Raw genomic sequence first — 12,537 nt, forward strand, 5'->3', positions numbered from 1 at the left:
ATTTGGTGCGGGCCAAAGTGAAATGGGTAAGCGAAAAATAAATGCCTGTCTGAAAAATGTTTTCAGACAGGCATGGATAATACGTTTGTTTTGCGGTTTTAAATGCGCATGGGCATTACGATGTATTTGAAATTCGGATTGTTGGGAATCGTGAAGAGTGTGGAGCGGTTGGCATCGCCAAAGGCCAGTTGCATGTCTTCGGCATGAACATTGCGCAAGACGTCCATCAGGTAGCCGATGTTGAATCCGACTTCCAATTCGTCGCCCTGATAGGCGATTTCCAATTCTTCACGGGCTTCTTCTTGTTCGTTATTGCTGCACACAACGCTCAATAAACCGGGTTTCAGGTTCAGGCGGGCGCCGCGGAATTTTTCGTTGGCGAGAATAGCCGCGCGTTCGAGTGCACCGAGAAGCTGGGTACGGCTCACCAAGAAGATTTTGTCGTTATCCAACGGAATGACGCGATTAAAATCAGGGAATTTACCGTCAACTACTTTGCTGACAATCACGGTGTCGTTGCAACGGAAGCGTACTTGGTTGTTGAGCAGTTCTACCGTAACAGGCTCGTTCGGATGGTTGAGGAGCTTGAAGAGCTCGAGTACGGTTTTGCGGGGCAAAATCACCTCGGCGGCCGGCAAGTTGGCATCGATAGTGGTGGAGGAATAGGCAAGGCGGTGGCCATCGGTCGCGACGAGTCGCAGCTGATCGCCGTCGGTCTGCATCAATAGTCCGTTGAGATAATAGCGGATGTCTTGTACGGCCATGCTGTATTGTACCTGCGAAAGCATGTTTTTAAAGGCATCTTGGGGCAGGCTGAAAGCAGTGTTGATTTCTTCGCCTACGCTCATCAGCGGAAAGTCTTCGGCGGGCAAGGTTTGCAGGTTGAAACGGGATTTGCCGGCTTTCAGGGTAAGGCGGTTTTGCGCCCAGTCTAATGCGACCAAAGCGCTTTCCGGTAAGGCGCGCAAAATGTCTTGCAGTTTTTTTGCATTGGTGGTGATGCGGAAATCGCCGGCATCACTTTGCGGGCCGGTGGTATTAATCTGAATTTCCAAGTCGGTTGCCAGAATATTGGTTTGGCCGTGTGCATTTTCCAATAAAACGTTCGACAGAATCGGCAAAGTATGGCGCCGCTCGACAATGCCGGTAACGGCTTGTAGGGGCTTTAGTAGGGCATCGCGTTCGGCTTGTAGAATCAACATGAAGTATACCTTTTGAATTTAAATAATTAATTTTGAATTAAAATCAAGAGTTTTTCGTAGTCTTGCGCCAGTTCGGGGTCTTCGTGGCGCAGCTTGGCAATGGTTTTGACGGCATGCATAACCGTAGTATGGTCGCGACCGCCGAAGGCATCGCCGATGGCCGGCAGGCTGAGATTGGTTAATTCTTTAGTTAGGCTCATGGCAACTTGGCGCGGGCGGGCAATGTTACGCGTGCGTTTGGCGCCAATCATCTCGCTGATTTTAATACGGTAATGTTTGGCTACGGTATCCATGATTAAATCGGCGGTAATGATTTTATAGGCGCTGGCCACAATATCTTGCAATGCTTCGGCCGCCAAATCGATATTGATGCTTTTCTTCAGGAAACGGCTACGTGCTTCCACGCGTTTGAACGCACCTTCCAATTCGCGCACATTCGAACGGATGTGTTTGGCAATGAAGAAAGCAGCCTGCTCGTCAAGCGTTACACCGGCAGTTTCGGCTTTTTTCTGCAAAATGGCAACGCGCATCTCCAATTCGGGCGGTTCGAGCTCTAGCGTCAAACCCCAAGAAAACCGCGATTTCAAACGGTCGTCCATATCTTCGATTTTGGTCGGCAATACGTCGCAGGTCAGAATAAGTTGCTTTTTCTCGTTGTGGAAGTGATTGTAAAGATAGAAAAATTCTTCCATCGTACGCTCTTTACCTTTGATAAACTGAATGTCATCAATGATTAAAAGATCGTATTGTTTGTATTGTTGCTTGAATACATCGTAGCCGTTGTTGCGTACGGCATTCATGAAGCTGCGGATGTAGTCGTCGGAATGCATATACCGTACTTTGGCTTCGGGCCTGTTTTTTAATAAGGCATTGCCAATAGCTTGCACCAAGTGGGTTTTGCCCAAGCCGGTACTGCCGTACAGAAAAAACGGATTGTAGCCTTTACCCGGATTTTCGACGATGGATTGGGCGGCGGCGGCGGCAATACGGTTGCCTTTACCTTCCACCAGGGTGTCGAAAGTGTAGTCGGGCGACAGGTTGGTTTGTGAATAAAACTGTTGATTTTTTTCTTTGTTTTTCTCTGCTGTCTTGGCTTTGTTTTTTTGGGGCGCTTCGGCTTTTTTTTCAGATTTTTCAGATACCGATAGATTTTTCATCCGCTCGGCCACAATATCGGCTGCGCTGGCTTTCATTTTTTTGCGAGCCGGCGTGTCTTGCGGGTTTTCAGACAGGCTTTTGCTTCGAGATTCGACCGTATCGGTTTTGCTACGGAAATGTTCGGGCTGGCTTGCATTTGCGTTGGATCGGCCGGCACGTTCAAATTTTTGCCCTTTGCCTGTTTTGAAAACGAAAGGGTGCATTTCGGGTGCGAAATCGGCACGGGCGTTTTCTATGGTTTGGGCAAACTCTTTTTTCAACATATTGACCGCAAATTGGTTTTTTCCATATACCACCCAAAGGCCGTTTTCTTCGCCCACGGTCAATGGCGCCACCCAAGTATCGTATTGGTGCGGCGTCATATTTTTATATAGGCGGTCAAGGCATAAAGGCCAGAATTCAGCAAGAGTCATGGGTTTATCCGTAGCAGAACTAGGCTTATCGGCAGGTGTGTAAAGATTCGGCCGATTATACCGAAATTTGTGGATAACTGCTATCGGAAGTGTGCGGCTGCCGGTGTTGCCAAATGGTATTTGATTGCAGGTAGGTGCCAGGATACTTGTTTATATTGATTGACAAAATATTGGGTTTGGTGTGTAATTCAACGTTTAATATCCAGATTAATTTTAGGAATTAATATGAAACGTACTTTCCAACCTTCCGTAACCAAGCGCAAACGTACCCACGGCTTCTTGGTTCGCTCTAAAACCCGTGGCGGTCGCGCCGTATTGGCAGCGCGTCGTGCCAAAGGCCGTAAACGCCTGGCTGTTTAATGCGTTTGGTGCTGCTTTGAACAGGCGCTTTAGCAAGCAATGCCGCTTATTAAAAACGGAAGAATTTTCTTCCGTTTTTGCTTTAAAAAAACAGCGGAGCCGGACGCTGTTGCAAGTTTTACAATCAGATGACAACCCGTACGGGCATGCTCGTTTGGGTTTAGTGGTGGGTAAAAAAGCTGCTAAGCGGGCAAACCGGCGCAATTACATGAAGCGTGTGATCCGAGAATGGTTTCGTCGCCATCAGCATGAGCTGGCACCTTGTGATTTTGTGGTGCGGGTGCGCCAAAGCTTCGATGCAGCCCATGCGAAAGAGGCGAAGATTCAGCTGGCGCAGCTGATGTTGCGAAGAAAGTCTTGATTGTGCTGCTCAGGCTATTTATTGGGTTGATTAAGTTTTACCAGTATTGCATTAGTCCGCTTATTCCGCCGCGTTGTCGCTACTCGCCGACTTGTTCGCAATATGCGCTGGAGGCAGTGAGCAAATATGGTGTTTGGAAAGGCGGCTGGCTGGCGTTGAAGCGCATTTGCCGTTGCCATCCCTGGGGCGGACATGATCATGATCCCGTTCCTTGAGCCGCCTATTTTTTCAAGAAATAAGGCATTGCGGAGTAATAGATTACCTCCTGTATCAAACAAACATACACAAACCGTATTTATCTGCTATCCTTTCAGAATTTTAGAAAATCCCATAACCCTCCTTTAGGAACAAACACACGATGGACTTCAAAAGACTAACCATGTTTTTTGCCATTGCTTTGCTGATTATGCTTGGCTGGGAACATTTTTTTCCTACGCCCAAGCAGCCGCAGACTGCCGCGGTACAGCAGCAGCAAAAAACGCCGTCGGCCGAACTTTCGCTTTCCCCTACTGTGCCGGTAACGGTTACGACTGATATGGTAAAAGCCGTTATTGATGAAAAAAGCGGCGATTTGCGTGGGCTGACGTTATTGAAATATAACGCTACCGGCAACGAAAACAAAGATTTTGTATTGTTTAACGACAGTAAAGACAATATTTACATCGCCCAATCCGACTTGCAGGATATTGGCGGGCAGAGCCTGTTGAAGGATGTGAGTTTTAGTACGGCACAAAAACAATACAGCTTGAACGGCGATAAAGTGGAAGTGCGCTTGAGCGCGCCTGCAAAAGATGGTTTGCAAATAGATAAGGTTTATACCTTCAAAAAAGGCAGCTATCTGGTTGATGTGCGTTTCGACGTGACGAATTTAAGCGGTAAACCTTTCAGGGCGCAGGCGGTTTATAAAGTTGTGCGCGACCACAATGCGCCGGAAGGCTCCGGCTACTTTACTCAAACTTATACCGGCCCGGTAGTTTATACGCCGCAAGGTAAATTCGAGAAAGTAAGCTTCAAGGATTTGGACAGTGATTTTAATTCGGGTACCGATCAAGCGGAATATGTTCGCCGGGCCAATACCGGTTGGGTGGGCATGATTCAGCATTATTTTATGGCTACTTGGATTTTGCAGCCTAAAGACGGTGCGACTGTCTGTGTTTCGGGTTGTCAGCTTGATGTCAAACGCCGTTCCGATAATCTTTATTCCTCCGGTGTGACGGTTCCTTTGCAGGAAATGCAGAATGGTCGGAAATACAGTTTCCCAATGGGTTTGTATGCTGGCCCTCAGTTGACTGATGTGATTCGCAACGTGGCTGATAAACTGGAATTGGTTAAAGATTACGGGCGTGTTTATTATCCGGCGACAGGTTTGTTCTGGCTGTTGGAAAAATTGCATGGCTGGGTAGGCAATTGGGGTTGGTCGATTATTCTGTTGACCATTATTGTAAAAGCCGTTTTATACCCGTTGACTAATGCGTCTTACCGTTCGATGGCCAAGATGCGTGCGGTGGCGCCTAAGTTGGAGGCTTTGAAACAACAGTATGGCGATGACCGTATGGCCCTGCAGCAGGCAATGATGCAGATGTACCGCAGTGAGAAAATTAACCCGTTGGGCGGTTGTTTGCCGATGTTGCTGCAAATTCCGGTCTTTATCGGTCTTTATTGGGCGGTGTTTGCGTCGGTGGAGTTGCGCCAGGCGCCTTGGATGGGTTGGATTACCGATCTCAGTCGAACCGATCCTTATTTTATCTTGCCGCTGATTATGGCTGGAACAATGTGGTTCCAAACTACATTAAATCCGCCACCGGCAGATCCGATGCAGGCGAAAATGATGAAAGTAATGCCGATTGCTTTTTCTGTGATGTTCTTCTTCTTCCCGGCAGGCTTGGTGCTTTACTGGGTGGTGAATAATATTTTAAGTATCACGCAGCAATGGTATATCAATAAGGCGATTGCCAAGCAACAAGCTATGGGTGAAGTATTGGATAAATAACTCTGCTCTCTAGATAAATGCCTGTCTGAAAATATTCAGACAGGCATTTTTTGTTTATGCGGGTTTGGCGGTTATGATTTGACCAATGGTATTCTTAAATTATAGATGTCATTTAACCTTTGATAGTTATGGGGGAGGAGGATTGTTGATGGTGTTGCTTTGGCTGCATCATCATGCGAGGGGTGAATCAGTATGCCTGTCTGAAAGTTTTTTCAGACAGGCATTTTCCTGAAATACTCAGTATCGAGGTTATTGAAGTAATAGGCTTGGCTATACGGTTTGCGAGTATTGGATTTTGCTTTCTCGATGACGCAGGTGATAGTCGAAAATCATCGCGATGTTGCGGATAAGGAAGCGACCTTTGGGGGTAACGGTCAGTCCGTCGGGGTGTAGCCGCAGGAGACCGAGCTGTTCTTGTTGCGCCAGGTCTTGCAATTCCGTTTGGAAATATTGGTGGAAATTGATGCCGAAAATGTCTTGATAAACCTGAAAATCGAGTGAAAATCGACACATTAAGTCTTGAATGATGTTGCGGCGGAGGATGTCGTCCTGATTAAGTTGATAGCCTCGTGTGATAGGTAGGTGACCGGAGTCAATCGCCGAATAATAAGCATTGATGTCTTTTTCATTCTGGCTGTAGGTGCTGCCGATCTTGCCGATGCCGGAAACCCCGATGGCGATCAGATCGCAATCGGCATAGGTGGAATAACCTTGGAAGTTGCGCTGTAAACGGCCTTCATGCAGCGCAACGGTTAATTCGTCGGTGGGTTTGGCAAAGTGATCCATACCGATAAATTCATAGCCGCGGCTGGTTAGAGTTTGTACGGCATATTGGAGGATATCCAGCTTTTCTTCGCTATTGGGTACGGCTTGGGTGTCGATTCGGCGCTGAGGCTTGAAAAGATGGGGTAGATGGGCGTAATGGTACAGGGCCAGGCGATCGGGGTCGAGGGAAAGCGTAGTTTCAAGTGTCGGTTTGATGCGTTCAAGCGATTGATGGGGTAAGCCGTAGATTAAATCCACGCTAACCGATTTGAAGCCGGCTTCTCTTGCCGCTTCGATGATTTCGCGTGTTTCGGCGACGGTTTGGATGCGATTGACCGCTGTTTGTACTTTAGGATCGAAATCTTGTATGCCAACGCTCATGCGGTTGAACCCGAGTTTTTTTAAATGAAACACGGTGTCACGGCTGACTTTTCTCGGGTCTATTTCGATTGAGTACTCTCCGTCGGGGCTTAATTGGAAATGCTCGGCAATGGTGGAAAATACGTATTCCAGTTGGTCGTTGCTTAAGAATGTGGGCGTGCCGCCGCCGAAATGCAGTTGAGATAGGAGATGGCGGCCTTTTAAATGCGGGGCTAGTAATGCCATTTCGCGAGCGAGATATCGGATGTATGTGTCGGCACGGGATTTGTCTTTGGTGATGATTTTGTTGCAGCCGCAGTAATAGCAGATGGTGTTGCAGAACGGGATGTGAATATAGAGGGACAGCGGTTTGTTGAGTGCGCCTATTTGACGCAACTCAAGCGCTTTGATGTATTCGTTTTCGCCCCATTGTGCGTTGAAACGATCGGCGGTTGGGTAAGAAGTGTAACGTGGCCCGTTGGCAGGTAGGCTGGCGATGAGGCGTCGGTCGAATTCCGGCCGGTCTGCGTTTTGAATCGGGAAGGTTTTCATTTTAAGTAGTTTTCCGTAGTCAAAAAATTATCCGTTTGGTAGAATGAAGATATTATGATAAGCGTGCCTTGATATGCGTCAACCTCTCATATCGTAACAGGCGATAACAAGTGTCGGCCCTCATAAAGGGTGGCAAATTGGGTATGTATTTTATGACTGCACACACGAACCCTGTGGTTAAAACTTTATGTTCCTCATGTTCGCTTCGTGAACTGTGTATGCCGGTAGGTTTGATGCCTTCTGAGTTCGAACAATTAGATTCTATTATCAGGCAAAGCCGCCGATTGAAAAAAGGTGAGTTTTTGTTTCGCACTGGGGAAGTGTTTACTTCCCTGTATGCGATTCGTACTGGCTTTTTTAAGACAACGGTCGCCAGCCAAGACGGGCGGGATCAAGTAACCGGATTCTCCATGTCGGGAGAACTCATCGGAATGGATGGAATCTGTTCGCATACTCATACTTGTGACGCCGTGGCTCTGGAAGACAGCGAAGTGTGTGAAGTGCCGTTTACTCATATGGAAGAGCTCGGGCAGAAAATTCCCAGTATTCAAGCGCATTTTTTTCGTTTGATGAGCCGAGAGATTGTTAGAGATCAGGGTGTGATGCTGTTATTGGGCAATATGCGAGCAGAAGAGAGGATTGCCGCATTTTTATTAAATTTGTCGCAACGTCTTCAAGTCAGGGGTTTTGCAGCCAATGATTTTATCCTGCGGATGTCGCGCGAAGAAATTGGTAGTTATTTGGGACTGAAGCTGGAAACTGTTAGCCGTACGTTGTCTAAATTCCATCACGATGGTTTGGTTTCGGTGGAGCATAAGCATATCAAACTGTTAAATCCTGATGCGCTCAAGCAAATGGTTTCCGGTTGTGTGCATGCAGTTGAGTAATCCTGCAGTTATGAAAGAACGCTAAATGCCTGTCTGAAATTTCAGACAGGCATTTGATTTGGAAAATCAGATTGAGAAATCTTCTTCGATAGGCTCGTATAACAATTTATCGATTTTTTCTCGAGTCAGGCCGGGCACAAACATGCAAAGAAACTCATATGTATAGCCGCGTAGATAAGAATCTGGCCGCAGGGTAATGGCGGTATAGGAAGGTTCGAATAAATGGGAAGCATCTATCATCTGCAAGCCTTGGTCGGCATTTCGGTCAAAGGCCATCTGCGCCATGATGCCGACGCCTAAACCAAGCTTCACATAAGTTTTTAACACTTCCGTATCGGCGGCAGCCAATACGACATTTAAATTTTCTATGTTCGCTTTGTTAAAAGCATGGGAAATACTGGAATTGCCATTAAAAGCGAATTCGTAAGTAATCAGCGGATGGGCGGCAATGTCTTCTAATGTGATAGGCCCCGCTTTATTTAATAAAGGATGACCATCAGGAACGACGATGCCATGAGTCCATTGGGCGCATGGCAGGCTGCGTAGCTCATCAAAATTTTCCATGGATTCGGTGGTAATCGCAAAATCTGCCTCTCCCGATAAAACCATTTGCGCGATGGCGGAAGGGCTGCCTTGTTTGATGAAAAGTTGAACTTTAGGATAAAGCTTAACGAATTCGGCAATGATATTGGGCAAGGCATAGCGTGCTTGAGTATGCGAGGTGGCAATAGTCAACAAACCGCTGTTATGGTCGGTGAATTCTTTACCGATATTTTTGATGTTGTGAACGTCATGTAATACCCGCTCCGCCAGTTCAAGTACGGCCTTGCCCGGAGGGGAAACGGAAACAATACGCTTGCCGCTGCGAATAAAAATCTGCACACCCAGCTCTTCTTCCAGCAAACGAATTTGTTTCGAAACGCCCGGTTGAGATGTGAAAAGGGCATCGGCAGCGGCTGAAACATTCAAATTATGTCGGTATACTTCCAGTGCGTAACGCAGTTGTTGTAATTTCATGGTTTGTAATCATTCGGAAGGTTTGTGGGCTGTGAACGACAAAGGGCAGATTAATTTAGCACATTTTGCGTTTATTGCGGTGATTGGCTAAGTTTCGGAGGTCAAAGATTTTGTTTTTAATGAAGTTATCTCTCCAATTGATAGAAACGTAACGGGCAATAAATAGATTGTTCATGTTGCTTTTGTACAACTTCAATCAGGCATGTCGGACAATTTGCTTTTAAATAAATGACACGAAGTTGATTTTTCGGCATGATTCATAACTAGGAAGCGGGCTTTTAAGCAGTCGTATGAAAAATTTCGCTATTGACAGTTTGTATAGGGCTTTTTATAGTACAAACCTGAAATATCCGAATTGCTGCGGCTAAGTGCTGTAGCCTGTATATTGTGATGTGCATCAGAAAGCCGGAGGGCTACTGTTGTACGGCAATCTTTAGATGAGGGAATAATAATGACCAAACAGCTTAAATTAGGTGCTTTGATTGTTGCCGCTATTGCGTCCGGCAACGTTATGGCAAGCGAACCGCACGGTAAAGATGGTTATGTAATCAGCCGCCAATCCCATGAAATCGTACGCAACAACTACGGCGAATGCTGGCGTGACGGTTACTTTGATAAAGACTCTCAAGGTCGTGTAGAGTGTGGTGATGCTGTTGCTGCCGCTCCTGTGGCTCCTCAGTACGAAGAAGAAACTGTAGCATTGTCTGCTAAATTCTTGTTCAACTTCGACAAATACAACCTGCGTCCGGAAGCTACCGAAACGTTGAACAATCTGGCTACCCGCTTGTCTGATGCTCGCGTTGAAAGCGCGCGCGTTGAAGGTCATACCGACTTTATGGGTAGCGAAGAATACAACCAAAAACTTTCTCAAGAACGTGCTAACGTTGTGGCTAACTACTTGGTTAACCGCGGTGTGGCTGCTTCTAAAGTTAGCGCTGTTGGCTTGGGTGAAACACAAGCCCGCATGACTGAAACTTGCCAAGCTGAAGTAGCTAAACTGGGTAAAAAAGTTTCTAAAGCTAAACGTCGTGCAGCTCTGATTGCATGTATCGAACCTGATCGTCGCGTAGACGTTAAAATCCGTACTTTGGTTACTAAACAAGTGGCTGAAGGTCAAGCTGCTCAAGGCGAGCGCTCTGATGTGGATAACGGTTGGCATCCAGTTCCTCCCGAAAACAAATATCACGGCTTTACCCGTGAGGAAATCAAAAAATAATTTTTGGTTTGATAGGAAAACCCTGCGCAATAGCGTGGGGTTTTTCGTATTTTCTAGGGAAACGTATTACAATATATAAAGAAGCATATATTGTCATAACTGGATGGGCTAAAGATTTTAATGACGGAATTTGAATTTATCCGAACCTTTTTGCTAAGTCAGCAAGATGAGGATGTTTTGCTGGGTATCGGTGACGATGCGGCAATTGTAAGGCCGAGAACCGGATACGATTTATGCTTCAGCAGTGATATGTTGGTTTCAGGCAGGCATTTTTTTGCCGAGGTTGCTCCGGCTGACTTGGCGCACAAGGTGCTGGCAGTAAATGTGTCGGACATGGCGGCTATGGGCGCAACACCGCGGTGGGTTTTATTGAGTGCGGCGTTTCCTCAGTTGGATAAAGATTGGCTGAAGACTTTTTGCGGTTCTTTATTCAAGCAAATGCGTCGATATGGTATTACGCTTATCGGCGGCGATACAACCCGAGGGGATTTGGTTTTTAATATTACGATTATCGGTGAACTGCCGTGCGGTTTAGGGCTGAAACGGTCGTCGGCCAAAGTAGGGGACGATATTTGGGTTTCCGGTAGCGTTGGCATGGCGGCGGCGGCTCTTGATGGCTATTTGGGTAAAATACGTTTACCTGAAAAGGTGTGGCAGGCATGTAAGACAAAGTTATTGCGGCCTGTGCCGCGAGTGGATTTGGGAAAGTCGTTATTAAACTTGGCACATGCGGCGCAGGATGTTTCCGACGGTTTAGCTCAGGATTTGGGGCATATTTTGGATGCTTCCGGTGTTGGTGCTCAATTGTGGGCGGATCAGCTTCCTGTGTTGCCTGACTTGAGAAATTGCGTTGAAAAAAGAGATTTGCTTAAATGGCAGTTGAGCGGGGGCGATGATTATGAATTGTTGTTTACCGCGCCGGAAGCTTTAAGAAATCAAATTTTGACGGCAAGCGAAATCTGTGCGACACCGGTTACCCGTGTGGGAAAAATTTTGTCGGAAACTGGGCTGCATATTTCCGACGGTGCTGGCTGCGAAATCCGGCTGGATAAAATGGGATTTGATCATTTTGACTGAGTTTAAACCGACATTCAAATGGATCTGGCAGCGCCCGGTGTGTTTTTTGGGCTTTGGTTTCGGTACGGGTTTGTCGCCTGTGATGCCCGGAACTGTAGGTACGCTGCCGGCATTGCCGCTGACCTTTTTGTTGGTCAAACTAGGTATTTCTGGCGGCTGGTTTTTATTGTTATGTACTTTGTTGTTTTGGGTTGGTATTTGGATTTGTGATGTAACCGAGCGCGAATTGGGGTTGCAGGATTACGGCGGCATTGTATGGGATGAAATCGTAGCCATGATGCTGGTGTTGATTTGGGTGCCCCTGTCGCCGGGCTGGTGGATGGCCGCTTTTGTGGCATTCCGTTTGTTCGATATGTTGAAGCCATGGCCGATAAGGTGGTTTGACCGGCGTGTGCACGGTGGCTTTGGGATTATGTTGGATGATGTGATTGCCGCAGGGTTTTCGGTGTTGGTGCTGAGTGTAGCCCGGGTGTTTGTGCCTGTCTGAAAAGGAGGATGGATATGATGAGTGATCCGATAGAAGTGATTGTCGAACCTTGCTATCTGGCGGAGCAGAGTAGCTTGATGAATGACCGTTATGTTTTTTCTTACCATATTAAGATCCGCAATCTGGGTAGCGAAGTTGTGACTCTGAAAAATCGCTGCTGGGAAATTACTGATGCGCATGGCGGCGTGGAAACTGTTTCAGGGAAAGGCGTGGTTGGCGAGCAGCCGACTTTGTATCCTGGAGATGATTTTGAATACAGCAGCGGCACGCACTTATCTACGCCGTGGGGCAGTATGCAGGGTCGTTATGAGTTTGAAGATGATAGCGGCGAGCGCTTTTGGGTGCAGATTCCGCCGTTTGATTTGAAGGCGAATATTACTGTTCAATAAGATTGAACTGATATTAAGTGGAAAATTTCAAAAATAATCGAGTTTTGAAAACTAAATTTTGATTGGAGCAGTTTGTATACAATCTAACGAAAGAGAAGGCTGTCTGAAAAAGGTTTTTCAGACAGCCTTTTTCCTATTTTTGAGTCGGATAAGCGTAGATATTCTGTTACAAAAGGTTAACCTTGGCTTGCATTAGTTAATGCCTTATGCTGAAATGGCACAAACCTGTGCTGGATGGCGGGCCCGGTCGATTTTTAATCGAGTGGTTTTGCGATATTTCCAGTTTGATTAAAAGAGTGTGTT

General features: G+C 46.7%; 13 protein-coding genes. 9 read left to right on the plus strand and 4 right to left on the minus strand.

The features are described from left to right. Nucleotides 1–98 precede the first annotated feature (98 nt). Nucleotides 99–1,202 carry a DNA polymerase III subunit beta gene (gene dnaN / locus Q4A84_RS02135; RefSeq protein WP_303087282.1) on the minus strand — a complete coding sequence of 368 codons (1,104 nt, stop codon included), beginning with the start codon at nt 1,200–1,202 and terminating at the stop codon, nt 99–101. A gap of 26 nt (nt 1,203–1,228) precedes the next feature. Beyond that, on the minus strand, nt 1,229–2,773 hold the full coding sequence (gene dnaA, locus Q4A84_RS02140) for a chromosomal replication initiator protein DnaA (protein WP_303087283.1): 1,545 nt from the start codon (nt 2,771–2,773) through the stop codon (nt 1,229–1,231). A 225-nt stretch (nt 2,774–2,998) separates the two neighbouring features. Here dnaA and rpmH point away from each other — a divergent pair, with 225 nt between their 5' ends. The 4 genes from rpmH (at nt 2,999) to yidC (ending at nt 5,484) form a co-directional block, all read left to right on the plus strand. Further along, on the plus strand, nt 2,999–3,133 hold the full coding sequence (rpmH, locus tag Q4A84_RS02145; protein WP_019958174.1) for a 50S ribosomal protein L34: 135 nt from the start codon (nt 2,999–3,001) through the stop codon (nt 3,131–3,133). A gap of 16 nt (nt 3,134–3,149) precedes the next feature. Beyond that, entirely contained in the window at nt 3,150–3,494 is a 345-nt protein-coding gene (gene rnpA / locus Q4A84_RS02150) for a ribonuclease P protein component (protein WP_303087367.1), read from the plus strand. Nucleotides 3,495–3,496: 2 nt separating this feature from the next. Next, the gene (yidD, locus tag Q4A84_RS02155) at nt 3,497–3,709 is read left to right on the plus strand and encodes a membrane protein insertion efficiency factor YidD (RefSeq protein WP_303087368.1); all 213 of its coding nucleotides are present in this window, start codon (nt 3,497–3,499) and stop codon (nt 3,707–3,709) included. Between the two features lie 143 nt (nt 3,710–3,852). Next, nucleotides 3,853–5,484, plus strand: coding sequence for a membrane protein insertase YidC (gene yidC, locus Q4A84_RS02160; protein ID WP_303087284.1), 1,632 nt, complete (start codon nt 3,853–3,855; stop codon nt 5,482–5,484). A 270-nt stretch (nt 5,485–5,754) separates the two neighbouring features. Here the strand turns inward: yidC and hemN are convergent, their stop codons facing one another. Next, nucleotides 5,755–7,161 (minus strand): oxygen-independent coproporphyrinogen III oxidase, encoded by a 1,407-nt coding sequence (gene hemN, locus Q4A84_RS02165; RefSeq protein ID WP_303087285.1) that lies wholly within the window; start codon nt 7,159–7,161, stop codon nt 5,755–5,757. A gap of 152 nt (nt 7,162–7,313) precedes the next feature. Between hemN and fnr the strand changes: the two genes are divergently transcribed. Beyond that, complete coding sequence (gene fnr / locus Q4A84_RS02170; protein WP_303087286.1) at nt 7,314–8,048, plus strand: fumarate/nitrate reduction transcriptional regulator Fnr; 735 nt, start codon at nt 7,314–7,316, stop codon at nt 8,046–8,048. A gap of 66 nt (nt 8,049–8,114) precedes the next feature. On the opposite strand, the gene Q4A84_RS02175 is transcribed toward fnr, so the two are convergent. Beyond that, nucleotides 8,115–9,065 carry a CysB family HTH-type transcriptional regulator gene (locus Q4A84_RS02175; RefSeq protein WP_303087287.1) on the minus strand — a complete coding sequence of 317 codons (951 nt, stop codon included), beginning with the start codon at nt 9,063–9,065 and terminating at the stop codon, nt 8,115–8,117. Between the two features lie 451 nt (nt 9,066–9,516). Here Q4A84_RS02175 and Q4A84_RS02180 point away from each other — a divergent pair, with 451 nt between their 5' ends. From Q4A84_RS02180 to apaG, 4 genes are all read left to right on the plus strand, one after another. After that, nucleotides 9,517–10,281, plus strand: a complete 765-nt coding sequence (locus tag Q4A84_RS02180) for an OmpA family protein (RefSeq protein ID WP_303087288.1) — start codon at nt 9,517–9,519, stop codon at nt 10,279–10,281. A gap of 120 nt (nt 10,282–10,401) precedes the next feature. After that, nucleotides 10,402–11,358, plus strand: coding sequence for a thiamine-phosphate kinase (gene thiL, locus Q4A84_RS02185; RefSeq protein ID WP_303087289.1), 957 nt, complete (start codon nt 10,402–10,404; stop codon nt 11,356–11,358). Then, complete coding sequence (locus tag Q4A84_RS02190) at nt 11,351–11,845, plus strand: phosphatidylglycerophosphatase A (RefSeq protein WP_303087290.1); 495 nt, start codon at nt 11,351–11,353, stop codon at nt 11,843–11,845. The genes thiL and Q4A84_RS02190 overlap by 8 nt, the downstream gene beginning before the upstream one ends. 14 nt (nt 11,846–11,859) lie before the next feature. Continuing rightward, nucleotides 11,860–12,234, plus strand: coding sequence for a Co2+/Mg2+ efflux protein ApaG (apaG, locus tag Q4A84_RS02195; protein WP_368389550.1), 375 nt, complete (start codon nt 11,860–11,862; stop codon nt 12,232–12,234). Nucleotides 12,235–12,537: the final 303 nt, after the last annotated feature.

Origin of the sequence: Neisseria sp., from assembly GCF_030527965.1 — a bacterium.
Taxonomy (GTDB): domain Bacteria; phylum Pseudomonadota; class Gammaproteobacteria; order Burkholderiales; family Neisseriaceae; genus Neisseria.